The organism is Virgibacillus halodenitrificans (assembly GCF_001878675.1).
Taxonomy (GTDB): Bacteria; Bacillota; Bacilli; order Bacillales; family Amphibacillaceae; genus Virgibacillus_Q; species Virgibacillus_Q halodenitrificans.
In genome coordinates, this window is the sequence record NZ_CP017962.1 from 2,220,572 (window position 1) to 2,245,484 (window position 24,913).

General features: G+C 35.1%; 27 protein-coding genes. 12 read left to right on the forward strand and 15 right to left on the reverse strand.

Annotated features, from left to right (window positions below; genetic code table 11):
- Positions 1–109: 109 nt before the first annotated feature.
- Positions 110–880, reverse strand: coding sequence for a Cof-type HAD-IIB family hydrolase (locus BME96_RS11605; protein ID WP_019378962.1), 771 nt, complete (start codon positions 878–880; stop codon positions 110–112).
- Positions 881–1,343: 463 nt separating this feature from the next.
- Between BME96_RS11605 and BME96_RS11610 the strand changes: the two genes are divergently transcribed.
- Together BME96_RS11610 and rnjA are read left to right on the forward strand one after the other, a co-directional pair.
- Positions 1,344–1,553, forward strand: coding sequence for a DNA-dependent RNA polymerase subunit epsilon (locus BME96_RS11610; RefSeq protein ID WP_019378963.1), 210 nt, complete (start codon positions 1,344–1,346; stop codon positions 1,551–1,553).
- A 3-nt stretch (positions 1,554–1,556) separates the two neighbouring features.
- A complete protein-coding gene (rnjA, locus tag BME96_RS11615; protein WP_019378964.1) occupies positions 1,557–3,224 on the forward strand; it encodes a ribonuclease J1 in 1,668 nt (555 codons plus the stop codon).
- A 625-nt stretch (positions 3,225–3,849) separates the two neighbouring features.
- Here rnjA and BME96_RS11620 read toward each other — a convergent pair.
- From BME96_RS11620 to cbpB, 10 genes are all read right to left on the reverse strand, one after another.
- Positions 3,850–5,565, reverse strand: a complete 1,716-nt coding sequence (locus BME96_RS11620) for a pyruvate oxidase (protein ID WP_071649112.1) — start codon at positions 5,563–5,565, stop codon at positions 3,850–3,852.
- 116 nt (positions 5,566–5,681) lie between these two features.
- Positions 5,682–6,347 (reverse strand): potassium channel family protein, encoded by a 666-nt coding sequence (locus BME96_RS11625; protein ID WP_019376067.1) that lies wholly within the window; start codon positions 6,345–6,347, stop codon positions 5,682–5,684.
- 94 nt (positions 6,348–6,441) lie between these two features.
- The gene (locus BME96_RS11630; protein ID WP_071649113.1) at positions 6,442–8,277 is read right to left on the reverse strand and encodes an ABC transporter ATP-binding protein; all 1,836 of its coding nucleotides are present in this window, start codon (positions 8,275–8,277) and stop codon (positions 6,442–6,444) included.
- A 15-nt stretch (positions 8,278–8,292) separates the two neighbouring features.
- Positions 8,293–10,047, reverse strand: coding sequence for an ABC transporter ATP-binding protein (locus tag BME96_RS11635; RefSeq protein ID WP_071649114.1), 1,755 nt, complete (start codon positions 10,045–10,047; stop codon positions 8,293–8,295).
- Positions 10,048–10,207: 160 nt separating this feature from the next.
- Positions 10,208–10,654: a redoxin domain-containing protein gene (locus BME96_RS11640; protein ID WP_019376070.1), complete on the reverse strand. Its 447-nt coding sequence runs from the start codon at positions 10,652–10,654 to the stop codon at positions 10,208–10,210.
- A 142-nt stretch (positions 10,655–10,796) separates the two neighbouring features.
- On the reverse strand, positions 10,797–11,339 hold the full coding sequence (locus BME96_RS11645; protein WP_019376071.1) for a peroxiredoxin: 543 nt from the start codon (positions 11,337–11,339) through the stop codon (positions 10,797–10,799).
- A 278-nt stretch (positions 11,340–11,617) separates the two neighbouring features.
- Complete coding sequence (locus BME96_RS11650) at positions 11,618–11,860, reverse strand: YkuS family protein (protein ID WP_019376072.1); 243 nt, start codon at positions 11,858–11,860, stop codon at positions 11,618–11,620.
- 66 nt (positions 11,861–11,926) lie between these two features.
- The gene (locus BME96_RS11655) at positions 11,927–13,048 is read right to left on the reverse strand and encodes an N-acetyldiaminopimelate deacetylase (protein ID WP_071649115.1); all 1,122 of its coding nucleotides are present in this window, start codon (positions 13,046–13,048) and stop codon (positions 11,927–11,929) included.
- A 14-nt stretch (positions 13,049–13,062) separates the two neighbouring features.
- Complete coding sequence (dapD, locus tag BME96_RS11660) at positions 13,063–13,782, reverse strand: 2,3,4,5-tetrahydropyridine-2,6-dicarboxylate N-acetyltransferase (protein WP_071649116.1); 720 nt, start codon at positions 13,780–13,782, stop codon at positions 13,063–13,065.
- Positions 13,783–13,920: 138 nt separating this feature from the next.
- A complete protein-coding gene (gene cbpB / locus BME96_RS11665) occupies positions 13,921–14,376 on the reverse strand; it encodes a cyclic-di-AMP-binding protein CbpB (RefSeq protein WP_019376075.1) in 456 nt (151 codons plus the stop codon).
- Between the two features lie 158 nt (positions 14,377–14,534).
- On the opposite strand from cbpB, the gene BME96_RS11670 reads away from it, so the two are divergent.
- Positions 14,535–14,837: an ArsR/SmtB family transcription factor gene (locus tag BME96_RS11670; RefSeq protein ID WP_019376076.1), complete on the forward strand. Its 303-nt coding sequence runs from the start codon at positions 14,535–14,537 to the stop codon at positions 14,835–14,837.
- A 17-nt stretch (positions 14,838–14,854) separates the two neighbouring features.
- The gene (locus BME96_RS11675) at positions 14,855–15,757 is read left to right on the forward strand and encodes a cation diffusion facilitator family transporter (RefSeq protein ID WP_019376077.1); all 903 of its coding nucleotides are present in this window, start codon (positions 14,855–14,857) and stop codon (positions 15,755–15,757) included.
- A 182-nt stretch (positions 15,758–15,939) separates the two neighbouring features.
- On the opposite strand, the gene fadH is transcribed toward BME96_RS11675, so the two are convergent.
- On the reverse strand, positions 15,940–16,710 hold the full coding sequence (fadH, locus tag BME96_RS11680; protein WP_071649117.1) for a 2,4-dienoyl-CoA reductase: 771 nt from the start codon (positions 16,708–16,710) through the stop codon (positions 15,940–15,942).
- A 155-nt stretch (positions 16,711–16,865) separates the two neighbouring features.
- On the opposite strand from fadH, the gene BME96_RS11685 reads away from it, so the two are divergent.
- From BME96_RS11685 to BME96_RS11695, 3 genes are all read left to right on the forward strand, one after another.
- A complete protein-coding gene (locus BME96_RS11685) occupies positions 16,866–17,720 on the forward strand; it encodes a metallophosphoesterase (RefSeq protein WP_060680765.1) in 855 nt (284 codons plus the stop codon).
- Between the two features lie 164 nt (positions 17,721–17,884).
- A complete protein-coding gene (locus tag BME96_RS11690) occupies positions 17,885–18,358 on the forward strand; it encodes a YkyB family protein (protein ID WP_060680763.1) in 474 nt (157 codons plus the stop codon).
- Between the two features lie 81 nt (positions 18,359–18,439).
- Entirely contained in the window at positions 18,440–18,655 is a 216-nt protein-coding gene (locus tag BME96_RS11695; RefSeq protein ID WP_019376081.1) for a hypothetical protein, read from the forward strand.
- A 45-nt stretch (positions 18,656–18,700) separates the two neighbouring features.
- Here the strand turns inward: BME96_RS11695 and BME96_RS11700 are convergent, their stop codons facing one another.
- Entirely contained in the window at positions 18,701–19,042 is a 342-nt protein-coding gene (locus BME96_RS11700; RefSeq protein WP_019376082.1) for a hypothetical protein, read from the reverse strand.
- Between the two features lie 121 nt (positions 19,043–19,163).
- Between BME96_RS11700 and BME96_RS11705 the strand changes: the two genes are divergently transcribed.
- Positions 19,164–20,060 carry an EamA family transporter gene (locus tag BME96_RS11705; protein WP_071649118.1) on the forward strand — a complete coding sequence of 299 codons (897 nt, stop codon included), beginning with the start codon at positions 19,164–19,166 and terminating at the stop codon, positions 20,058–20,060.
- A gap of 99 nt (positions 20,061–20,159) precedes the next feature.
- Entirely contained in the window at positions 20,160–20,852 is a 693-nt protein-coding gene (gene ric / locus BME96_RS11710; RefSeq protein WP_071649119.1) for an iron-sulfur cluster repair di-iron protein, read from the forward strand.
- A 104-nt stretch (positions 20,853–20,956) separates the two neighbouring features.
- Here ric and BME96_RS11715 read toward each other — a convergent pair whose 3' ends face one another.
- The gene (locus BME96_RS11715) at positions 20,957–21,103 is read right to left on the reverse strand and encodes an FbpB family small basic protein (protein ID WP_019376085.1); all 147 of its coding nucleotides are present in this window, start codon (positions 21,101–21,103) and stop codon (positions 20,957–20,959) included.
- A gap of 115 nt (positions 21,104–21,218) precedes the next feature.
- Between BME96_RS11715 and BME96_RS11720 the strand changes: the two genes are divergently transcribed.
- Entirely contained in the window at positions 21,219–22,382 is a 1,164-nt protein-coding gene (locus tag BME96_RS11720) for an aminotransferase A (RefSeq protein ID WP_071649120.1), read from the forward strand.
- A 7-nt stretch (positions 22,383–22,389) separates the two neighbouring features.
- On the opposite strand, the gene BME96_RS11725 is transcribed toward BME96_RS11720, so the two are convergent.
- Positions 22,390–22,560 carry an aspartyl-phosphate phosphatase Spo0E family protein gene (locus tag BME96_RS11725; protein WP_019376087.1) on the reverse strand — a complete coding sequence of 57 codons (171 nt, stop codon included), beginning with the start codon at positions 22,558–22,560 and terminating at the stop codon, positions 22,390–22,392.
- Between the two features lie 326 nt (positions 22,561–22,886).
- Between BME96_RS11725 and lepB the strand changes: the two genes are divergently transcribed.
- Both lepB and BME96_RS11735 read left to right on the forward strand, forming a co-directional pair.
- On the forward strand, positions 22,887–23,411 hold the full coding sequence (lepB, locus tag BME96_RS11730; RefSeq protein ID WP_019376088.1) for a signal peptidase I: 525 nt from the start codon (positions 22,887–22,889) through the stop codon (positions 23,409–23,411).
- 325 nt (positions 23,412–23,736) lie between these two features.
- Positions 23,737–24,897, forward strand: a complete 1,161-nt coding sequence (locus tag BME96_RS11735; protein ID WP_071649121.1) for a zinc ribbon domain-containing protein — start codon at positions 23,737–23,739, stop codon at positions 24,895–24,897.
- Positions 24,898–24,913: the final 16 nt, after the last annotated feature.

Sequence of the window (24,913 nt, forward strand, 5' to 3'; positions counted from 1 at the left end):
GTTGAAATTTTATATACAATTACAAATATCTAGCAAAGCTACTCAATATTGAGTAGCTTTGCTTTTGTTATGCTGTATCTTTTGAAATGAAGATTAAACAAAACTTACTTTAAATGAGACCTAAATGTTTTAATCCATTATAAATTCCATTTTCATCTACATTATCAGTTACATAATCTGCAATTTCTTTAAGAGGTAGTACGCCATTTCCCATAGAAACGCCGGTGCCTACTTCCTTTATCATCTCAATATCGTTAAGCCCGTCCCCAAAAGCAAAAGAGTTCTCAAGTTTCAACCCGCTTGCTTCCACAATTTTTTTTACTCCGACTGCTTTGGAGCCTCCCCCAGGCAAAACATCACATGAGTAATCATGCCAGCGAATAAAGTGATAGGCATCATCTTTGGGTATAAATGGAACTTCTTCGTTTTCTTCACAAAATAATAATGCCTGGTATATTTTATTTTTATCCTTAAATGTAAGGTCAACCTCCGGGTAATCATGTTTTAAGCTACCAAGACTTTTACTGATAAAAGGATGTTCATTTTCAGAAGCTTTCATTTCCTTCTCATTCATAAAGACCATTGGGAAGTTTTTGGTGGATGCTTGCTCATAAAGCATAGTTAATTCTTTTTGACCCAGAGGGTTCTCATAGATAACCTTTCCTTCGAACATGACATATTGACCATTAAAACTAACGAAAGAGTCAACCCCAAGCTCTTCTCTTAGCGAAGTAAACATAAAGGGAGCCCTTCCTGTTGCAATAGCAACATAGACATCATTGTTTTTCAATTCTTCAATAGCTAGCTTTGTTGACGAGGGAATTTCTTTTTCATGATTTAAAAGCGTTCCATCTATATCAAAAAAGACAATTTTTTTCATAATATACAACACCTCTTCAATTAATGTATAAGAATCTATTCTCTGTAAAAAATAAGTATAACAATGATTTAACTAAAGTTCAGTAAAGGACGCAAAAAAAAATATTTCTATAAATAATGTATTTTTATTTCAAAATTCCTTAAATCATACTATACTATAAATAAGAGGGATTGGACGGTAGAATGTTTTGCTGCTTTTCTTAATATATGAAAGGAGCTGTATGTCCCCATGTTAAAACGCCTAAAAGAAAAGCTTAAGAAACGTTGGAAAGATTTTTTAGGCCAAGGACGAGTACCTACAACTTGTGAGAAAGACTGCCAATAAGAGTACCAATCGCTAAGGGGAAAGTTGTTAAAATGGGAGTACGGATTTAACAAACAATATTAATGACGGATAAGACGGATTAGAAAATATATGTGTTTTCATATTAAAATAGAAATGAAAAATTGATAGGAGAGATGAGATGATTTTTAAAGTTTTATATCAGGAATTACCTGGTGAAATACCTGTTCGTGAAAGAACATTAAGTACCTATGTAGAAGCCGAGTCTGTGCGGGAAGTTCGGTCTAAATTAAGTGATCGTAATTATAATATTGAGTATGTTCATGAACTGGATAAGGCACATCTGGAATATGAAAAGCAATCTGAACATTTTAAATTGGAGAATGTATAAACAATGAAGTTTGTAAAAAATGACCAAGCAGCAGTTTTTGCACTAGGTGGTCTCGGGGAAATTGGTAAAAATACGTATGGTGTCCAATTCCAGGATGAGATTATTCTTATTGATGCCGGCATCAAATTTCCCGAAGATGAACTATTGGGAATTGATTACGTCATCCCTGATTATACCTATTTGGTGCAAAACCAAGATAAAATAAAAGGATTGTTCGTAACGCACGGACACGAAGACCATATTGGGGGGATTCCATATCTTCTCCGTGAAATTAATGTGCCTATATATGCCGGTAAACTCGCGCTCGGCTTAATACGTAATAAACTTGAGGAACATGGTTTATTACGAAATGCAAAATTAAACCCATTAAAAGAAGACGATATTATTAAATTCCGAAAAACATCCGTTAGTTTCTTCAGGACAACACATAGTATTCCTGATTCATTTGGTATTGTAGTTAAAACCCCTCCTGGTAACATCGTACACACTGGTGACTTCAAATTCGACTTCACCCCTGTAGGAGAGCCAGCAAATCTTACCAAAATGGCAGAAATAGGCAAAGAAGGCGTACTTTGCTTACTTTCAGATAGTACCAACAGTGAAGTACCGGGCTTTACCATGTCCGAACGAGTTGTTGGCGATAGTATAAATGATATATTCAGTAGAGTAGATGGAAGATTGATATTTGCTACCTTTGCCTCTAATATATATCGGTTACAACAAGTAGTAGAAGCTGCTGTCAAACATAATCGAAAAGTAGCTGTCTTTGGCCGTAGCATGGAATCAGCAATCAATCTTGGACAAGAATTAGGTTATATTCAGGCTCCTAAAGATACGTTCATTGAAGCAAATCAAATTAATCGTTTTCCAGCCCAGGAAGTAACAATTTTATGTACTGGTTCTCAAGGTGAACCAATGGCTGCCCTTTCTCGAATTGCGAATGGGACGCATCGACAAATTCAGATTATACCTGGAGACACTGTTGTATTTTCCTCATCACCAATCCCTGGAAATACAGTAAGTGTTGGCAGAACAATTAATAAATTGTATCGTGCAGGAGCAGATGTTATTCATGGCAAGCTAAGCAACATTCATACATCTGGTCATGGAAGCCAAGAAGAACAAAAGCTAATGCTCAGACTAATTAAACCGAAATATTTCTTACCAATTCACGGGGAATACAGAATGCTCAAGGAACATATTAAACTTGCCGCTGCTTGTGATGTAGACCCTTCACAGTCCTTTGTTATGGACAATGGGGATGTTCTAGCACTTGGTAAGGATAGTGCAGCTATTGCAGGTAAGATCCCTTCTGGTTCCGTGTATGTAGATGGAAGCGGAATTGGCGATATAGGAAATATCGTATTACGAGATCGAAGAATTCTTTCTGAAGAAGGTCTGGTAATTGTAGTTGTAAGTATTAATATGAAAGAATTTAAAATTGCATCAGGTCCTGATATTATCTCTCGCGGCTTCGTATATATGCGAGAATCTGAGGATTTAATTAATGAAGCACAGAAACTTGTTGCTAAACATTTGAATAAAGTGATGGAAAGAAAAACGACCCAATGGTCAGAGATCAAAAATGAGATTACTGATACAATCGCTCCATTCTTATATGAAAGAACAAAACGTCGACCAATGGTATTACCAATTATTATGGAAGTATAAATATAGAAAAAGACACGAACAAATTTATGTTCGTGTCTTTTTATTTAGTTAAATATACTAGGGTTATGCAATGCTTCGGAAAATAGATAAACTACGAAGTAACTTTTCGTCTTTAGCGTATGAAAAATAACTGTGTTGCTGGAAAGTTCACTGAAATATTGAAGAGGTGAGCTTTCCATTGCAGATGGACGCTTTCCACCGGCATGGCTTCAGCCGCTTCCTCCGCTACGCTCCGTCCAGGGTCTTCAGCTCATGCTATTCCGGCTAGAGTCGCCATCTTCCATTCCAATCAATTGGTATTGACTTTTATCTAAGTTTAGAGTTTGCTCAACTTTTTTGTGACAAATATATTATAACTTTGATAATCCTGACTCATCCTAGCGGAGGGGAAATATGTAGACTCCAGCGGGAAAAGCGAGACTAGCGAGACCCCGGAGAACGTAACGTTAGTGGAGTTCGAGGAGGCTCGCAGGCCGCCCGCGGAAAGCGTAATATTTTCCCGTAGCGAGATTAGAAAATCATATCCACTACGTCGCAGTTTCTTCCAACTATGAATAAAAGTACGTTTGTCCCTCAACATTTACAGGTGAACCTAACGTTTGGCTATCTCTTGAAACTTGAGCTATTATAACCGCTGAATCACTTGATTTATGTCAGGAAAATCTACTTTTTTATTTTGAAAAAAGTTTTTTATCATAAACTGGCTATAGTTTACTGCCTGATTATAGGTGATTTTTCCTGGTAAAGGAGCTATATTATCGATTTCAACATCAATAATTGCAGGTCTGTCTGATAGAAATGCCTGTTGCATTTTTGTATTTATATCATCACCGGCCGTAATTCGATAACCTTCTCCGCCACACGCTTCTGCAAAAGCAGCAAAGTCCATTTCCCCGAGATCCGTATTATAATTTATATGCCCCATCTCTTGTTGTTCATATTTAATCATTCCTATTTTACTATTATTTAATATAATTACTTTAATAGGTAAATTATATTTTACTGCAGTGACAAAATCATGCATTACCATGGTGAAGCCACCGTCTCCACAAATAGCTACAACCTGCTTATCAGGATAAGCTACCTGAGAAGCGATCGCCCCTGGTAATCCTGCTCCCATTGTTGCTAACCTGCCAGAAATAAGGAACTGCTGATTAACGAATGGAAAATAGCGTACTGTCCATACTGTTACATTACCTACGTCAACCGACACAATCGCATCCTTTTTAACTACATTTTCTAATGCATACATTACTTGCGGAGCCTGAAGTGGTTCGGGTTGTTCTTTTTTTGTCTTTAGAATGTGTGTATGCCAAGCTTTCATTTTTCCCTGATATTTTTGCAAATAAGAGCGCTCATTATGACCCTCGACCAATAATTGAAGCTGGGGAAGAATTCTTTTGCAGTCCCCTACTAACCCCTCATTAATTGGATAAAAGTCACCAATTTTCCCCGGATCCATTTCAATTTGAACTGCCTTCGCATTATCTGGTAAAAAGTCTCTATATGGAAAGGTTGTGCCAACTAAGATTAGTAAATCACTTTCCATCATAGCTTCATATGCTGGCTTTGTACCAATTTGACCATGTTGCCCAAGATTCAACTCGTGGTAATCAGGAATTACTCCTTTCCCAAGAAGACTTAGAACTATAGGAGATTTAATTTTCTCAGCAAATTGGAGCAATTCTTTACTTGCTCCCTTTACACCCCTTCCTGCAAGTATAATCGGTTTTTCTGATTGATTTATTAGTTCTGCTGCTTTTGAAATTGACTGTTGATCAGGCTGTATTAATGGTTCTTTATATGTCGGGGCAGTTAATGGTTTCTCAAGTTTATGTTGCTCTGCAAATAGATTGTCAGGCACAACTAACACTGCAGGCCCCTTCCTAGCGTAAGCTGTACGAATTGCCATATTCAACAAATCGGGTAACTGTACAGAAGATGTTACTTGTTCATTGAATACAGCCACGTCATCGAACATCCTAGCAAGGTTTATTTCTTGAAATGCGTTTGTACCTACTTGTTCATTTGTAACTTGTCCAACTAGAGCTAATACAGGTACTCCATCTAATTTAGCGTCATATAACCCATTTAACAAGTGCACTGCACCAGGTCCAGCTATGGAAAGACAAACACCAATATTGCCCGTAAGCTTTGCATAAGAACTGGCTGCTAGTGCTCCAACTTCTTCATGACGAATTTGAATGAATTCAATATTTTTTTCTTCTTTTCTTAAATCATCGATCAGCTCATTAATGGAATCACCGGGCATCCCGTAAATATGATCAATATTCCATTCTTTTAGTAGATCTGTTACTATTTCACCTGTCCTCTTCTCCATTAAAATGCATCCTTTCCAAAAATCTGATATAACGGCTACTATGTTCTATTACCTTAATTACACATAAAAAAACCCTCTCTTCGATGAGAAAAAGGGTTTTTTAGACTTATATGTGATTAATCATCGATTACCAAGTGTTTTTCAAAACGCGATATATCTTTATCTGCTCCAATAACAATAAGCACATCTTCTTCTTTTAGAACATCTTCAGCGCTTGGAGATACATTGATTTCCTTTCCTTGTTTGATAGCAACAACGTTACATCCGTAATTCGCACGGATATCCAGGTCAATAAGTGTTTTTCCAACCATTTTATTCCCCGCTTTTACCTCCACAATACTGTGATCATCGGAAAGCTCCAGATAATCCAGTATATTATTTGAAATAATATTGTGAGCAATTCGTTTTCCCATATCTCTTTCGGGATGCACAACATGGTCAGCGCCAATTTTATTCAATATTTTTTCATGATAATCATTTTGCGCCTTAACTGTTATTTTTTTAATTCCAAGATCAGTCAGAATAACAGTTGTTAAAATACTAGCCTGAATATTATCCCCAATTGCTACAATAACATGATCAATGTTCTTAATACCCAATTCCTTAAGCGACACTTCGTCCGTTGAATCTGCAATTACGGCGTGTGAAGCAATATTTTTATATTCATTTACTTTATCCTCATCGTTATCGATTGCCAGAACTTCCATGCCTTCCATACTTAATTCACGACAAATACTCCCACCAAATCGACCTAAACCAATTACCGCAAAATCTCGTTTCATTCTGCTTCCTCCATTAACATGTATGATAGATCTATCATACATGAGAAATACAAAAAGGAGCAACTGTCCGCTGCTCCTTAAAAAGAAATTTAAACTATATTGCATCCAACATCTGGAACTGAGATTTCACTAGCCCGAAATATTCGCCTTGTTTCTTCATTAAATCTGCATGACTTCCTCTTTCAAGGATCCTTCCATTTTCCAATACAAAAATTGTATCTGCTTCACGGATCGTTGATAATCTGTGGGCAATTATTATTGCTGTTCTCCCCTTGAGTAGTTTTGCAAGTGCCTGTTGTATTTTTACTTCTGTTTCAGTATCAATACTGGCAGTAGCTTCATCCAAAATTAGAATACTGGGATCAGCAAGTAATGCCCGTGCAAAAGATAATAATTGTCGTTCTCCAGCAGATAAAATATTTCCTCTCTCTTCTACCTCTGTGTGATATCCATTGGCCAATCGTTGTATAAATCCATCAGCACCTACTATCTTGGATGCCTTGATAACTTCTTCATCTGAAGCATTTGGTTGACCAAAGCGAATATTTTCCATTATCGTTCCTGAAAAAATAAATGTATCCTGTAAAACTACGCTAATTTTATGTCGTAAACTGTTTACCTTGACATCTTTAAGATTATGTCCATCAATTTTTACTTGTCCTTGGGTAGGGTCATAAAAACGACTAATTAGATTTGCAATCGTCGACTTACCGCTACCCGTATGGCCAACAAGTGCAACGGTTTCCCCTTGCTTAATTTCTAATGAAATATCATGGAGAGCAATTCGTTTTTCATTATAAGCAAACTTTACTTTATCAAACACAATAGTACCTTCCATTGTTTCAAAACGATGTGCATTTTCTTTTTCTTCCACGTTCGGTTGTTCGTCCAGAAATTCAAATATTCGTTCAGATGCAGCCATTGCCATTAACAATTGATTATACATTTGTCCCAAACGAGAGATTGGTTCCCAAAACATTCCTAGATAGAAAGCAAATAATACAAATGTGCCAATTTCAATACCGCCATTTGCTGGTCCAAGTAATATTAGATGTGCGCCATATGAAATAAGAATCACTGTACCTAGCGCATTACTCATTTCTACAAATGGGCGGAACATTGCACTCTTTCTCGTTGCTTCGCGCCAGCTATCAAAGTTATCCCAATTTAAACCTTTAAAGAATTCTGCATTTTCTTCCTCCTGGGAAAAGGATTGAGTAATTCTCATTCCTTGTAATCCTTCATTTAAATGAGAGTTCATTCGGGATTGTTGTATACGAACTTGCTGCCAGGATTTTCGGATATTTCTTCTTAATTTAGTGGAAATATAGAACATTAGTGGTATGACTACCATAACAGCTAAAGCTAACTTAGGACTTATAACAAATAAAATAACAATAATACTTGTTAACATAACCACATCCATTAACAAATTAATTATTCCATTCGTAAATAGTTCTTGTAATGAGTTAATATCATTCATTATTCTAACTAAAATAGAGCCTGCTGAGCGTGTATCAAAAAAGCGATGTGATAAACGCTGGACATGAGAAAATAAATGATGTCGCAAGTCATAGATGACATTTTGACCTAGTATATTTACCCACTTTATTCGAAAAGTATTACCTATATAACTAAACAAATATAAGATTGCTATCCCCAAAACTAAGTATGTGAGCATCGTCGTATCTTTATTTTTTATAGCTATGTCAATAGCAACCTTACTTATAAGAATAGGAACAATTAACCTGACTGCGGTTGAAATCAACATCGCTATTATAGCTCCTGGTAGATACGTTTTCGAATAAGGTTTTAAGTAAATAAGTAAGCGCCATAGTTGCTTCCAATTAAAAGGCTTTTCTATTGCTAAATCAACAGTATACTGAAATCTTTTAAGATGTGGACTGACTTCCTTAACTTTCTTGCTCATAGTTTATAACCCCCTTTATACATTATTAGTTGCTGACATGATTTCCTCACGATCCTGATATTGTATATCATATATTCGTTGATATGGCCCTTCGTTATTCAAAAGTATATCATGTGTCCCTCGTTCAACGATTTTACCATCCTCTAAAACTATAATTTCATCTGCATGCTTTAAAGAGGAAATACGGTGAGCGATTATGAAAGATGTTCTTCCTTTCATTACCTCTTTTAATGCCTTCTGTATTTTAAATTCTGTTTCCATATCTACTGCAGAAGTAGCATCATCCAAAATGAGTATACTTGGATTAATACAAATCGCCCTCGCAATGGCAATTCGCTGCTTTTGGCCTCCAGACAACCCCATTCCTCTTTCACCTAATAAGGTGTCATATCCCTCTGGCATTTCCATAATAAAGTCATGTGCTTGTGCTCGCTTTGCAGCATCAATAATTTGACTCTCCGAAATACCTGGAGTTCCGTATGCTATATTCTCTCGGATAGTAGTAGAAAATAGAAATGGTTCTTGTAATACAAATCCGATTGCCTTGCGTAAAGATTTTAATGTATAATCCGCGACAGGCTTCCCATCCACAAGAACTTCGCCTTTTTCAGGCTCATAAAATCTAGTGATCAACTGTGTTATACTCGTTTTTCCTGAACCAGTTGCCCCAATTAATCCAATAATCTTTCCAGATGGAGCATCAAATGAAATATTTTTTAATGCAGTATCATCGTTTTCCACATATGTTAAAGATACGTTATTAAATGTCACATGCCCGGTAATCGAGGTATTAATAGCATTTTCTTTCTCCACGATATCTTCTTCTGCTTCCAATATCTCGAGCAACCTTTCTCCAGAAGCTTTCGCTTGAGAAAATTGGTTAATTACAAAACCGAGATTCATCAATGGACCAAGGATATACCAGACTAAACTAAAGAAAGCTACCAATTCTCCTAAAGCAAGATCTCCGACTATAACCAGGTATCCTCCAAATGCTAATAGAGCAACTGCACAAATATCCCCAATTAATTCCATTAATGGAAAGTACTTCGCCCATATTTTCGCTGTATCCAAATAGTTGTTCCTGTAGCGATCATTATTAGTTGAAAAACGATCTATTTCAAAATCTTCTCTAGACAAGGACTTTACTGTATTCATGCCACTAATATTTTCTTGCACTCGCGTATTTAGCTTACCAAATGACTTTCTAATTTTTCGAAAAGCAGGATGTACTCGCTTATCAAATTTAAAAACCACAATTGTTAAGAACGGCATAGCTGCCATTGTCACAAGAGCCAATGGTATGGAATAATAAAACATAACACTAAGACTAAAAAGAATAAGTAACGTAATACGAATTAATTCAGAAAACCCCATGGACAGAAAAAAACGAAACCCATCCACGTCCGCTGTCAACCTTGACATAAGGTCTCCAGTTTTTGCATTATCGTAATATCTAAAAGACAAAACTTGCAATTTTTTGTAAAGACTATTCCGAAGTTTGTATACAGATATAATTCCAAATAAATCGCCAAGATATTGATGAAAGTATGTAGCAATCCCTTTCACGACCATAAGTATAATAAATAAACCAGCTATAATTGGAATTAATTCATATTGGGCTTTTAACACTACGTTATCAATCGTTTGCTGCATTATGATTGGGTATACTACTGTAATAGCAGTAACCAGGATTAAGAAGATTAGTGATATAAAAAAGTACTTCTTAAAGGGCCAATAAAATTGTTTAAGTTTTTTAAAAGTATCCAATTCAGTTTCTTCCTCCTCTGCGATTATTTCCATAATAACTAATATAACGGTTTCCGAAATAAATTACCACTGTTTTTATTTAATTTTTTAAATTTTTTATTTTTATTAAAGGAATAAAAAAACTCTTGCCTGCATAGGCAAGAGTTTTTCTCTTATGAGTTTATTTAATTCCTAACACACGGTTAACTCTCTTACGGAGCATTTTCATGCCACCACCGCCAGCCTGGAAGTGTCTAAGCTTTCCTTCTTCATCGAAAACATAATATGCAGGTACGTATTGATTTTCGAATGCATCTGTAAGCTTGTGTTGGTTATCCACAAAGATCGGCTGGGTTATATCGTGCTCTTTTGCTACTGCCTTAACATCATCCAAATCTAAATCTTTTTCAGAACGTGGCATGTGAACAGCAATTACATTCAATTTATCTTTATATTCATCACGGAATTCATTCACATTTGGCATTGCCTCTTTACATAAACCACAGCTAACTGACCAAAAATGAATAAGTGTTGGTTTGTTACCGATTAACTCATCTTTTTTAATCGGATTACTATTAAACCATTCTGTTGCGCCTTCTAATTCAGGCATTTGATCTCTTAACTTCATTTAAAAACCTCCTGCTGTTCAAATTAAAAGAAGCTGGTTGAGATAAAGAGAGTTTCTTTCATCTATAAGAAATCTTCTTCACAAACCAGCTCCTTTATCATTTAAAATTTATATGCTGTAACATATAAAGTGTTACAGTAACTTAAAGTGTTTCTTGTCCAGGCTTCCAGTTTGCAGGGCAAAGTCCACCTGTTTGAAGTGCTTGAAGCACACGTAATGTTTCATCAACATCACGGCCGATATTGTTATGGAATACAGTTTGATATTGAAGTTCTCCTTCAGGGTTAACGATGAATAATCCTCGAAGTGCAACCCCTTCATCTTCAATAAGAACACCATAATCTTGAGAAACTGCGTGGTTTGTGTCTGCTGCTAATGGATATTGAAGCTCACCTAATCCGTTATCATCACGGGAAGTGTTAATCCATGCTTTGTGTGTATGAATTGTATCAGTAGAAACACCGATTACTTCAGCATCCAAGTCTTCAAATTCATCGTATCTGTCAGACATTGCAGTAATTTCTGTTGGACATACGAATGTGAAATCCATTGGATAGAAGAAAAGAACTGTCCATTTATCATTTTTCATATTTTCCTCTAAACTAACTTTACCAAATTCCTTATTAGGCATAACTGCATCCATTTCAAAACGTGGTGCTTGTTTTCCTACCATTCTTTCTGCCATGAAAAATCCCTCCATTAATAATAACTATTATCAAGTGTTAATTATAAGTAAACTTCTTTATAAGTTCAACTAATAGGCTTCATAATCTGACAAAGTCATACATTTGTCACAACAACTTGACAATCAGATCATAATTTATATTACCTATTCTCAATTATATCTAACTATTTGTTCTTCCTAAAATAAATTACTTAAAAGTAGAGCATACTAGTTTACTTAAATGTGACAATTTATCTGTAGACGAAAGAAAGGCTTTCCTTAAGAAAGCCTTTCTTCTTTCATTGTAGCCTGTCATTTACCATTTGTGTTATCGCATCAGCTGTTTGTCCTTGAGCGTTGATTACTGATCCTGCTATGCTGGTTGTTGACATGCCCATCACATCTTTATCTTGACCAGAAATCACACAACAATCACAGTATGCTGCATCATCGCTGTTTCTTAGCGTAACAACTTCATGCCCCATTTCCATCAAAGCTTCTTTGACGTCTGTAAGAGTTTCTTCTACACCTATACGCGCCATACAATCTCCTCCTATATATGAATATTCATATATAGTTTCTTCAATAATCTTAAAGATATTCAATGACTACGAAGACAGAGATTGAATCATCGCACTTACAGATTTTACGCCAACTTCTAATGCTTTTTCATCTGGATTAAGCATTGCGTGATGCAATCCATATGGAGAGTCTACCCCGAGCCAAAACATAAACCCGGGAATTTCTTTCAACATATAACCAAAATCCTCGCCAGTCATTGCTGCATTTGACTCTTCAAAATGAATACCTGATGCTGCCATTGTTTTAATAAATGTATCTACATATGTTTTCTGATTATAAACTTGATAATAGTTAGCACCATAATCAATTTCAATAACACAATCAGAGCTTACTTCGAAACCTTTAGCCATTTTTTCTATTTTATCTTTGACAATTTGTATTGTATCGGGGTTAAGTGTCCGGATGGTTCCTTCCAGCCTAGCTGTTTCAGCAATGGCATTCTGTACAAATCCACTTTCCATTTTTCCAATGGTTACAACAGCACTTTCCAATGGGTCAATTGTTCTTGAAACTACTTGCTGTAATTGTACAACAAAATTACTTGCAGCGACTGTCATATCATTTGTTAAATGAGGATAGGCTGCATGACCACCCTTTCCCTTAAAATCAATAAATAATTCACTCGTATTAGCAAAAAGCAAGCCTTGTTTACTGGATACCGTGCCAACTGGAAGTTCTGGAGCTATATGTAACGCAAAAATTACATCGGGCTTCCATTGTAGAAATTCTTTGGAATTCATTAACGGTAATGCTCCACCAGGACCTTCCTCAGCTGGTTGAAAAATAAACAACATGTCATCTTTTATGGGCTGATCAATAATAGACTGCAATGCTCCTAAGGCAATAGTCATATGAAAATCATGTCCACATGCATGCATCTGCCCATGATGTGTAGATCTGAATGTAAAGTCTGTTTTCTCCGTAATTGGCAATCCATCTATATCACATCTAAAGCCAATCATTTTATCAGGTGAGAACCCATTTACTTTTACTAGAATACCTGTTTTCCATTTCTGAACTGTTACCCGTTCTGTCTTCATTGCATCTATTTTATCTAATAAATATTTTTGTGTTTTCTGTTCCTGAAACCCTAACTCTGGAATCTGGTGAAGATCTCTTCTAATATTTTGCAGTTCGGAAAATTTCATGTCTTTTATCCTACTTAATCATCCAGTTTACGAAGTTCTTGTTTAATTTCTGTTTTTGTTTTTGTGTTTTCATCTATCTCTTTTAACACTTTTGCCGGTGTTCCTGCAACTAACGTGTTCGGGGCAACATCTTTCGTAACAATAGCTCCTGCAGCTACAATTGCTCCTTTTCCAATTGTAACTCCTTCGAGTACAACTACATTTGCTCCAATTACTACATCATCTTCAATAACTACAGGTTTTGCAGATGGTGGCTCAATAACTCCTGCTAATACCGTACCAGCTCCTATATGACAGTTCTTTCCAACAGTAGCTCGTCCGCCAAGAACCGCATTCATGTCAATCATCGTACCTTCTCCAACAACTGAACCGATATTAATCATGGCACCCATCATGATAACACAGCCATCTCCGATCTCAACTTGGTCACGGATAACAGCTCCAGGTTCAATACGTGCATTAATCCCTTTAAGATCTAATAAAGGAATAGCAGAGTTTCTACGATCATTCTCTACCACAAAATCACTAATAGTTTCTTTATTTTCATCAAGAATTGCAGCTATTTCTTTCCACTCACCAAATAACACACCGCTTTTACTCTCCACAAAAGCTTGAACGTTCTGACCAAAGTCTATGGCACCAACGTTTTCTCCTTTTATATGTACCTTTACTGGCGTGCTTTTTTTACTATTAGAAATAAAACTGATTATTTCATTTGCATCCATCATTTTCAAGGTTGTTTCCTCCTCGTAATATAATATGTACTACTTTAGCAAACTAAAAGTATAGTCGCAATTAATAACCAATCATATTGATTAAAATATTAATTAAGAGAAATCCTTGCAAGCAGCAGCAAGGATTTCAAAAGTTACTTATTCATATTTAGAAGTATATATATTCTTTTTAAGTTGCTTTAGGATTGCTCTTCGGGTAAGAATACCATCGAAATACCCTTCCTTATCAGCCACACAAACAAAAGGATGATTAATTACAGCATTTAATCCTTCCATCAACGTCGCTTCCTTAGTTAAACAAGGAATATCTTCATTTAAAACTTCTTGTACCCGCATTGTAGATAACTTTTCGAATTCAAACCTTTCTAATCCTAAAATCTGATTTAAGATAATTGTTTTACCTATTGTACCTACTAATTTATAAGTGGAGTCCAACACTGGAACAGCCGAATATCCTGATTTAACTAAAACTAATAAGGCATGTTCTAGTGGGTTATTTATTTGGACATGCGCAACTTTTTCTGAAGAAATCATTAGATCTCCTACTAAAACTTCAGTTAATTGCATATTTCCTTGATCTTGTATCATACTCAATTCAAACGCCCCTTTACACACGTGATACCTATTTCGGTATATCCATATTTTGTCTGTGTAACTCTCCCTTAGTTTACCATAGAAGAGAAAAAAATTGAAAAATCATGAGATGTGTTTTAATATATGTGCATATGACCATATATTAAAGGAGTGAAACAATGCCTATATACCATCCGCTTGAGGAACAATTAATTCATGAAGTGACACAGACATTTAAAGCTCTCTCTGATCCTACACGTATAAAAATACTGCATTTATTATTTTCCGGCGAACAGTCTGTAACTGAAATTGCCGAGAAACTGCAGATGAACCAATCAACCATATCGCATCAATTAAAATACTTAAAACAGTTATCTCTTGTTAAACATCGACGATTAAAGACCAGATATTACTATTCACTAGATGATTATCATGTTATGAACTTAGTAGAACAAGCAATTGAACACACTAAACATATATAAATCAGGAGGTTTTTACATTGGGACATAACCATAGTCATGATCATGGACACCACACAAATAACAAAACTGCACTTCTTTGGAGTTTTATTATTATTTTTGGGTTTATGATTGTAGAAGTTATAGGAGGTTTCCTAACCAACAGCCTGGCATTATTATCAGATGCAGGACATATGCTTAGTGATGCAGCAGCTTTAGGCTTTAGTCTTTTAGCGTTTAAAATCGGTGAGAAATCAGCATCTTATTCAAAAACTTATGGTTATAAACGTTTCGAGATAATCGCTGCTTTTGTAAATGGTATTACACTTATAGCCATTTCCTTGTATATATATTATGAAGCATATCAACGTTTTCTTGAACCTCCAAATGTCAGTGCAAGCATGATGATTATTGCCTTAATTGGCCTTATAGTAAATATCATTGTAGCTTGGATGTTAATGCGCGGTGATTCTAAGGGAAATTTAAATATAAGAAGCGCCCTCTTACATGTATTTGGCGATTTGTTGGGATCAATCGGGGCTATAATTGCAGGTATTCTCATATTAATATTCAACTGGAATATTGCAGATCCTATCGCTAGCGCGGTTGTTGCTACTCTAATAATTATCTCTGGTGTTAGAATAACTAAAGATGCCGCTCATGTGTTGATGGAAGGCAAACCTTCTAATGTCGATATTGACATGCTATATAAAAAACTAGAAGAAATTAGTGGCGTACAAGAAGTGCACGACCTCCACGTATGGTCCATAACTTCTGAATTCCCGGCAATGAGTTGCCACCTTGTTGTTAAAGATTCTGTAGAAAGAGATGAATTACTGAAAAAAGCCACAGAGTTAATCATGGAAAATTATGATATATCTCATTGTACAATACAAATTGAAGGAGAAAATTTTAATCGTATGGAATGTGACAGCTGTTTGTAATTATTCTCCGCATCAAATTAAGCTAGCGGTAAAGTAACTCTCTGAAAGCCTCTATACCATATATATGTTCTATATGCTTAAAAGATGCAAGAAGTATAGAACAGTTATACAGTCAGTTGTTTTGTTTTAAATGTAAATCATCCAAGTAAGATTTGGATGATTTACGCTTATTTGCTAATTATTTAAAATGGAAATTTATTTAACCATTGTCCTCCATCCATAGTAACAACTTCTCCATTAATGTAAGCTGCCTTTTCAGATAACATAAAAGCTGCCAGCTCTGCTATTTCTTCTGGGGTACCGGTGCGGCCTAAAGGTATAGATTGAAGTGTGCGCTCTACTGCTTTTTTTGATTCGAAAAGCTTTTCAGCTCCCCCAGTTCGTTCAATGGCTCCCGGTGCAATAGCATTTACTCTAATCCCGTACTTTGTTCCCCATTCTACTGCCAAAGTTCTGGTCATATTTAATACCCCTGCCTTAGCAGCTGATGAATGAATTACTCCCGCCCCCGCATTCCAGGCATATGTAGCTACCATATTCAAAATAGAACCTTGCTTTTTTTGATCAATCCAATACTTACCGACTTCTTTGCTACAATAGAAAGTTCCATTTAAAACTATATCAATAACAGAGTTCCAACCATTTACGGACAATTCTTCTGCAGGACAGATAAAGTTCCCTGCAGCATTATTTACCAAATGATCAATAGTACCAAAGTTTTCAACAGTTACCTCAACCATTTTTTTGATATCCTCTGGGCATCTGACATCAATTGGAATGTGTATAAAACTTCCTTTGGATGCCTTTAACTCTAATTCTTTTTTTGTTGTTATTAACTTTTCTTCATTTCTTCCAGTTAGAACTACATTTGCTCCCTCGAGCCCAAAACGTTCTGCCATTGCTTTACCCATACCACTAGAACTTCCGGTGATTACAACGGTTTTATTTTCCATATGATCCCCCTTCTCTGATATTATTATCAATAGTATAATTAATAAGCAGTAAAGTCAAAGAACAAACTGACAATTAAGATAATTACACTTTAAGATAATTGATTAAAAAAAATGATATACTAGAATCTTAGTATTTATGAAGGGTTGGAAGGGGCATGAACAGGCGTTCTTTTTTAAAAAAAGCATTTGGAAGTGTTATTACACTCCTAGGCTTAACAGGCGGGACTTATTATTACGCAAAAGAATTAGAACCACAAATGTTAACAATCAGCGAGCATGAAATCTATTCCAACAAAATTACAGCCGCTTTCAATAAATTTAAAATTATCCAGTTTTCTGATACACATCTTGGTTTTCACTATACACTTAAACAATTGGAAGAATTAGTTAACAAAATAAACCAAGAAAATCCTGATCTTATTGTATTCACCGGTGATTTAATTGACGAACCTGATAAATACATCCCTAATAGCCACCTTATTCGCCTATTGGGCAGTTTGGAGGCAAAATTCGGTAAGTATTGGGTGTATGGTAATCATGATCACGGTGGTTATGGAACAGATATGCTAAAAGAAATTATGAATCAAGCAGATTTTAAACTCCTAAAAAATAGTCATACTATCATAAAAAATAACAAGGAAGAAATTGTACTTGCTGGTGTTGATGATATTATGCTAGGAAAACCTGATTTAAATAAAACTTTGGCCAATACAAATAGTAGTCTCTTCACAATACTGTTGGCACATGAACCTGACTATGCAGATGTTACAGTAAATCATCCTGTCGATGTACAGTTGTCCGGTCACAGTCATGGTGGTCAAGTACGCTTTCCATTCATTGGACACCTTTATACACCTGCATATGCAGAAAAATATGTACAAGGTGAATACAAAATTAATAATGGCAGACTCTTATTATATGTTAACAGAGGAATCGGTACTACCCGCTTACCTTATCGTTTCTTATGCAGACCTGAAGTTAGCATTTACACTTTAAATAATGAAAGATGAACTAGGGTTTTGTTTATCTAGAATTTTCATGGCAATCTAAATATACATTAAAATAAATAATTGCTTTTTGTCCGCCACTTTTATTTTTATTCTTGCGCTGATCATTACTTTGCGATAGGATAAAGACAAGCTTTAAAGAAATAGATGAAAGGGGGAAGCATAAGGTGGATAAAGAGCATTTATATACACTGGCAAAAGCTTTATATACAATTAATCGACACGCCAAAACTGCTCCTCAGCCAAAACATTTGTATGAGATTAAAAAACAAGCAATAAATCAGCTGCTGAAAGAAAAATCAGCAATAAAAATAGGTCTTCATTTCTCTGAGCATCCGAAATTTAGTAATCAACACTCCACATTACTTGTAAAAGTAGCAGATTACTATTTTCACATTCCTCCTAGCAAGCAGGATTTTGAACAGCTTGAACATTTGGGCTCTCTTGATAGTGATTTTAGAAATCCGCAAGCCAAAATGCCCTTATCCCAAGCTAAAAAAGAGATCTATCAATATATAGGTTGGAAACGGCCCCCTCAAAAGAAAGATAGAAGGAAACAACAGCATTATTCTTCTTATTATACACCTTCCTCTTTAGGCAAAATGGAATGGCCACCAACAAAACCACACCGGAATTTTTAATTTAAAATGTTAATACCTTCTTATACATGTTTGAGCTAGACCTAAACAGGTAATATATAAACTATATAAGGAGGTAGAGTTATGGTTGAATTAGATGATTTTTTATACGATTTTCATCGATTTGCAAACGAAACACATAATTTGAAGGATAAATATGAAAAACTCCCCCCTGCTGAAAAACAAAGAATTATTGATGCGGCTCCAGAAATGATTAAGTCACCGAACGAACTATTCCATGCTATTTATACTTGGCTTGAACGTGTAGATAAAGAAATGAATATAACAGATAAAGACTAGAAGCGCAGTAATCAATACTGTGCCTCTAGTCTTTTTAAATTTGCTTTAAAGCTTTTCCTTCCAAAACCGAATACTATGGAGACAAAGTAATAACGCACCAAATCCCGCTAAGCATTGCAGACCTATTTTTAACAAGTCCGTTGCAGACACTGCCGGTAAATTCAGATATGAAGTTGAAAACATAATGAGAATTACAATTATTAAACTGCTAAGTATGTAATTAAGTAATTTTCTAGCTTGTAATTTTAAAGCCATATGAATAAATGGTTTTATTATACTATAGCAAATGATTGCACCGATAAATAAAAATAAATAATATATAAAATCATTTTCTCTCCCTACAAACGGCCACTTAAGAAAACTTAATAAAACATATGTCGAACCCATATGCCTCCTCCTCTTTTCATTTAATTAAAGGATACCTTCATTGTTTCCTCTAACTATAAATTTATACAATAAACTCAAAATAATCTGATATAATCGATCTATGGAAATGGGGGATAGAAAAATGAATAAACCATTTTTATTAATCATTACAGGCGCAGCCCTCTGGGGAACAATTGGATGGTATGTCAAAAACTTATATTCATTCGGGTTTACCCCAATGGAAGTCGTTTCATTAAGAGCATGGACTTCGGCCCTTATGCTTGTAATTTTCTTGTTTCTCGTTTCACGAGATAAATTAAAGCTACACAAAACAAGTGACCTCAAATATTTTGTCGGTACTGGAGTTTTAAGTATTGTCTTTTTTAACTATTGCTTATTTACTGCAATTGAATTATCAACTATACCTGTAGCAACTGCTTTATTGTATACTGGGCCAGCTTTTGTCACTATTATGTCATTTTTTATTTTTAAAGAAGCTTTAACAAAAGTAAAGCTCCTTTCTTTGCTTATTACATTAGTTGGAACGTGTCTGGTAGTTGGAATCTTGCCTGTAAATGTAGGTTCAATACATATTGGTAGTATATTATTCGGTTTGGGGGCTGGACTAGGATATGCTATGTACAGTATTTTCAGCAAGTTTGCATTAAGAAAATACTCAAGCCTTCAAATTACAACATTTACTTTTATTGTTGCCGGTATAAGCTTACTGCCTTTTTTTCCATATAAAGAAAAGCTTCATATATTACTAAACCCTAATGTTCTTCTCTATGCGTTTGGACTCGGGCTCCTCCCTACTGCATTTGCATATATAATTTATACATATGGATTACAACAGACCGAGGCATCCAAAGCTTCTATATTAACAACAGTTGAACCTGTTGTTGCTACACTATTAGGCATATTTGTTTTTCAGGAGCATTTCTCTATTATCCAGTTACTTGGGATGACTTGCATTATTGGTGCAGTAATTCTCATACAGATCTTTACAGCTAAACCGCATCAACAACTTTCTCCCTAATGGCAATCAACTTTATTTGCCCTAAGTGACCTGCATCACAGAATATTCGCTAGCTTTGGGTTATTCTTTACTTACATTACTGAGTGGGAGGCAAATAAGATGCAAACATTTACAGTGGAGCATACACCAGCTGAGATAGTAAAAATTTTCCCTAAAGCAAGTGACCTTTTTAAAGAACGACGGATTGATTTCTGCTGTGGTGGTGACAAACCATTAAGTGAAGTTTTTCAAAAAGATAACATAGACAAGGACCAGGTTCTATCTGAATTAAATATAGCATACCAACAATGGAATAAAGAAAACCATGAACTTGTAGACTGGGATTCTCTTCCTTTATCAGACTTAGTGGATCACATTGTATCTAGTCATCACACATATCTAAAAAAGGAGCTTGCACCATTAGGTGAATTTGTGACAAAAGTGTATAGAGTTCACGGTTCAAACCAACCTCACCTTAAACAGCTTTATCGAACCTACAATGAATTTAGAATAGAAATGGAAGAGCACATGATCAAAGAAGAGAATGAAGTATTTCCTCTAATTAAGGAATACGAAAATAATCCATCTGAAAATTTGAAAGCACGTATTCATGAAGCAAACGGTGATTTAGAAGAAGAACATGAAGCTGCAGGTAATCTATTAAAAAGTATCAGAGAAATTACTTTAGACTTTACCCCACCAACAGATGCATGTAATTCTTACCGAATTACGTATGCCCGTTTAGCTGATATCGAACAAGATACATTCCAGCATGTTCATTTAGAAAATAACGTCCTGTTTAAAAGACTTTGAATACTGGATTTATTAGAATATTTAAGTAAATTAATAGTCAACTGCGAAATAAAAAAAGGATTGGGGGCATCCCACTCCTTTTTGCTTTGTTTAAAAATATAAAACTATACTTTGTTTCGTTTTTTCTCCACCATTGCAGCTTGTTTAGCTTCTAACCGCATTTCAAGCTGCATAACCTCCTTTTCATTTCTTAATAACTCTTGTTTATTTTCCTTCACTAATTGCTCAAAGTTTAATGTTTTTGGTCTCATGTGATACACTCCTTTTATACATTCAATCATATTATACCCTTATTTTTGTGTAATTACTCATAATTGTTTGAACATTTTATAACATTTTAAATTTTATTTTTTTGGAGGATGAAAAATGGAGTATTTATTGAATAAAAAAATTCAACAGATTGAGATATCAGGAATTCGTCAGTTTTTTAATTTGGTATCCGGAGAGGAGAATGTTGTATCTTTAACCATCGGCCAACCGGATTTCCATACTCCTAAGCATGTAAGAATGGCTGCCAGTCAAGCATTAGCTGATAATAAAACGACGTATACACATAATGCAGGAATTATAGATCTTCGGAAGGCTGTCTCTAAATTTAACGAGGAAAAATATCATCTTCTATATAATCCGGAGAATGAAATTATAGTTACTACTGGCGCTTCGCAGGCTATAGATATTACATTCAGAACTATCCTTAATCCAAATGATGAAGTGATACTACCGGGGCCTATTTATCCAGGCTATGAACCTTTAATCAAATTAGCTGGAGCTACACCAGTATATGCGGATACTACTAGTAATGGTTTTAAACTGTCAAAAGAGATTTTGATGAAACATATCAATGAACGTACAAAATGTGTGGTGCTCCCTTACCCTTCTAATCCCACGGGTGCTTCTTACACGACCACCGAATTAAAAGAACTTGTTTCTATTTTGAAAGATAAAAATATATTCGTTTTAGCTGATGAAATATACAGTGAATTAATATACGAGGAACCTCACACATCAATTGCTAGTTTCCCTGAAATGAAAGAAAAGACCATTGTAGTAAATGGTGTTTCCAAATCCCATTCTATGACGGGCTTTCGTATTGGATATGTGCTTGCGCCAAAATGGATCTCAAATCACATGCTGAAGGTACACCAATATAACGTTTCCTGCGCTTCCTCCATTAGTCAATATGCAGCATTAGAAGCTTTAACCAATGGAAAAAATGATGCAATTCAGATGCGTGAAGTATATAGAAAAAGAAGAGACTATGTTTATAGCAGGTTATTATCCTTTGGCTTAGAAGTAGATTGTCCAAAAGGGGCATTCTATATTTTTCCGAAGTTTCCTATTACGGAGATGAATTCATTTGATCTTGGAATAGATTTGGTAAGGAAAGGGAAAATTGCTTTAGTACCGGGGAGCAGCTTTTCGCCACTAGGTGAGGGTTATATGCGATTATCCTATGCATATGAACTTAATACCATAGAAAGAGGCCTTAATCGACTGGATGATTATTTGCAAAAAGGTTATTTACGTTGAATGTTTTTTATTCAGCAATCTTACTTTTATGTTCTAGCTCATTATAAATGTTAAGTAGATGATCCAATTCCTGACTAATAGCAACTGAATCCGTATGGGTAAAACCTTTTTCCAATGCTACTTCAGTCATTTTATGACGCAGGAACTCTATACGTTTTAGTAAAGTATTGGTATTCATTGGATTAGCTTGCCGCCTCCTTTAGTTTAATTAAAAGAGCATTGTTACATGGAATATTTAAAGAAGATGTTTTTATGCTTCCAGCTTTCCTATAAAATAGCTACTTTGTTCTCTGAAGTGGCTATTTTTAATGCTCAACTCCTTAAAAACATAGGCAAAAATAACATACAATTTAACTATTAGTGACAGTTTACACTCGAATATATGTTCCTGTCAACACTAATGACTTTATATATAATTGGGAATTAGTATCTGCTACTCGAATACTTGGTATCTCTATGCTAATATAATATAGTAATGTTTTAAATTCGGAAAGGATGTCTCCAGTGACAGAAGGTAAAAAGAAAAATGAATGGCTTGAATGGATTAAAGCAATCATAATTGCAGTCTTAATTGCGTTGTTTTTAAGAACTTTTATTTTTGCTACTTCTATAGTGGATGGTGAAAGCATGTATCCAACACTTGAGAATGGAGAAAGAGTAATATTCAATAAAATTGTCTACTTACTCGATGAACCTGAGCGTGGGGATATCGTTATAATAGAAAGACCATTAAAAAACTATGTAAAACGAGTAATAGGACTGCCTGGAGAAACCATTGAAATCAATGGTAGTAATTTATTAATTAATGGCAAGGAAGTTAAACAATCTTATCTGACAGAGGAAGCATTAAGACAAACTGGAAATTACGGACCAATTGAAGTACCACCTGACAGTTATTTTGTTATGGGTGATAATCGGGCAATAAGTAAAGATAGCAGGAATGGACTGGGGTTTATTGAAGAAGGAAATATAATAGGACGTTCGGAGTTTATTATATTTCCATTTGATGAATGGTCTATGACAAGGTGAGGTCAGACATTAGTCTGACCTTTTGTTATTTTTCATTATCAAAAAGACAATAGCCTATATTTAATGCAAGAATACCAAAGCAGATAATTCCAAAAGCTGTTTCCCACATTTTTTAAGCACCTCTCTTTCAAATGGTGATGTTCAAAAATCTCTTACTATTTAAATAAATTAGTGCTTTAACTCCCTCTCTATCATACCAATATCTTTACCCTAAATAAAGTAGAAATATGATAAAATAGCATTAATAAATAATTGCATCAGAGTTATTTTAAATATTAAATTACTCTATTTTCAAGCAAAGTTCTTAAAAAAGGCAGGTAAGTTTATGTTTCATTGCCCATATTGTGGTACAAAAGTAAAAGAAGGTGAAAACTTCTGTATAAATTGCGGGAAACAACTCCCAACTGATAAGGAGGAACGTTTCTCTATTAAAAAGAAATTCAATCAATTGTGGTTGCTCCCTATTGCTGTGGCCATTTTTTCGATATTAGCCATTGGGTTTTATTATCTTATATTAGAGACCCAAGAAGGAAAAGCAAAAGAACTGTATGAAAAAGGCGAGCGAGAAGCGATGAATACGAATTATGAACAGGCGAAATCCTTCTTTGAAGAAGCGCTTCACCATAAGAAAAATTTTAATCAAGCTGAAATATCCTTTAATTTCATGGATATTGCTATCCAGGTTGAGTCAACCCTTGAAGAAGCATCAGATTTGTCGAAAGAAAATAACTACCAGGAGGCTGTGACGCTAATCAATGAGTCTGAAAAAAAATTACAAAACTTTAAAGGACCTGTTGTGAAAAATGTCATCACGATGATCTCCGAGAAAAGAAATCAAGTGAAAATAGAACAGCTTAACAGCAACTTAAATAAAGACCCTTCTATAGATGAATTAAAAATGTTACTGTGGGAAGCAGAAGATATAAAAAACGAAGAGGCAGAACAAATTACTTCAGAGATACGTGACCAAATTATAGACTACACTTTTACAAAAGCTAGTGAGCAAATGATGATTAGTCATTTTAATGATGCAGCAGCGATTGTTCAGGATGGAATGAAATATGCCCCTGATTCCGAAAAACTAAAAAGTCTGCAAACTACTATCGATAAAGAGCAAACTGCTTTTGAGACTGCACAACAAAAAAGAATGGAACAAGCTATAAATATGGCTAATGAGGAGAAGCAGATAAATAAAGATGACGCGATCAAGCTCCTCTCTGTAAAAACAGAAAGTGATCATCAAGGTAATTTAGTAGTTAAAGGGAAGGTGAAAAGTGTTGCCACCATACCTATTAACTCCATCTTAATAAAATATTCTCTTCTCTCTGAAAAAAATGAAGAGATTTTGAATAATGAAGTATATGTATACCCCGACAAGCTTCTTCCAAGTGAAGAAGGAAAGTTTGAATTCACTCATTTTGATATTAATAAACCTGCAGAAGGTTTCACCATACAGGTTAACAATATTACTTGGTATACAGATTAAATAGCAGCCAGAGAGG

What these genes read in the sequence shown, in the direction of transcription:
- BME96_RS11695 (WP_019376081.1), top strand. Translation starts at nt 18,440, where the DNA reads ATGGTTGAATTAGATGATTTTTTATACGATTTTCATCGATTTGCAAAC.
- BME96_RS11630 (WP_071649113.1), bottom strand. Translation starts at nt 8,277, where the DNA reads ATGAGCAAGAAAGTTAAGGAAGTCAGTCCACATCTTAAAAGATTTCAG.
- ric (WP_071649119.1), top strand. Translation starts at nt 20,160, where the DNA reads ATGCAAACATTTACAGTGGAGCATACACCAGCTGAGATAGTAAAAATT.
- BME96_RS11645 (WP_019376071.1), bottom strand. Translation starts at nt 11,339, where the DNA reads ATGGCAGAAAGAATGGTAGGAAAACAAGCACCACGTTTTGAAATGGAT.
- BME96_RS11725 (WP_019376087.1), bottom strand. Translation starts at nt 22,560, where the DNA reads ATGAATACCAATACTTTACTAAAACGTATAGAGTTCCTGCGTCATAAA.
- BME96_RS11655 (WP_071649115.1), bottom strand. Translation starts at nt 13,048, where the DNA reads ATGAAATTTTCCGAACTGCAAAATATTAGAAGAGATCTTCACCAGATT.
- BME96_RS11620 (WP_071649112.1), bottom strand. Translation starts at nt 5,565, where the DNA reads ATGGAGAAGAGGACAGGTGAAATAGTAACAGATCTACTAAAAGAATGG.
- BME96_RS11705 (WP_071649118.1), top strand. Translation starts at nt 19,164, where the DNA reads ATGAATAAACCATTTTTATTAATCATTACAGGCGCAGCCCTCTGGGGA.
- BME96_RS11650 (WP_019376072.1), bottom strand. Translation starts at nt 11,860, where the DNA reads ATGGCGCGTATAGGTGTAGAAGAAACTCTTACAGACGTCAAAGAAGCT.
- BME96_RS11715 (WP_019376085.1), bottom strand. Translation starts at nt 21,103, where the DNA reads ATGAGACCAAAAACATTAAACTTTGAGCAATTAGTGAAGGAAAATAAA.
- BME96_RS11670 (WP_019376076.1), top strand. Translation starts at nt 14,535, where the DNA reads ATGCCTATATACCATCCGCTTGAGGAACAATTAATTCATGAAGTGACA.
- rnjA (WP_019378964.1), top strand. Translation starts at nt 1,557, where the DNA reads ATGAAGTTTGTAAAAAATGACCAAGCAGCAGTTTTTGCACTAGGTGGT.
- BME96_RS11685 (WP_060680765.1), top strand. Translation starts at nt 16,866, where the DNA reads ATGAACAGGCGTTCTTTTTTAAAAAAAGCATTTGGAAGTGTTATTACA.
- BME96_RS11640 (WP_019376070.1), bottom strand. Translation starts at nt 10,654, where the DNA reads ATGAAGTTAAGAGATCAAATGCCTGAATTAGAAGGCGCAACAGAATGG.
- BME96_RS11720 (WP_071649120.1), top strand. Translation starts at nt 21,219, where the DNA reads ATGGAGTATTTATTGAATAAAAAAATTCAACAGATTGAGATATCAGGA.
- BME96_RS11605 (WP_019378962.1), bottom strand. Translation starts at nt 880, where the DNA reads ATGAAAAAAATTGTCTTTTTTGATATAGATGGAACGCTTTTAAATCAT.
- BME96_RS11735 (WP_071649121.1), top strand. Translation starts at nt 23,737, where the DNA reads ATGTTTCATTGCCCATATTGTGGTACAAAAGTAAAAGAAGGTGAAAAC.
- BME96_RS11610 (WP_019378963.1), top strand. Translation starts at nt 1,344, where the DNA reads ATGATTTTTAAAGTTTTATATCAGGAATTACCTGGTGAAATACCTGTT.
- BME96_RS11625 (WP_019376067.1), bottom strand. Translation starts at nt 6,347, where the DNA reads ATGAAACGAGATTTTGCGGTAATTGGTTTAGGTCGATTTGGTGGGAGT.
- BME96_RS11700 (WP_019376082.1), bottom strand. Translation starts at nt 19,042, where the DNA reads ATGGGTTCGACATATGTTTTATTAAGTTTTCTTAAGTGGCCGTTTGTA.
- fadH (WP_071649117.1), bottom strand. Translation starts at nt 16,710, where the DNA reads ATGGAAAATAAAACCGTTGTAATCACCGGAAGTTCTAGTGGTATGGGT.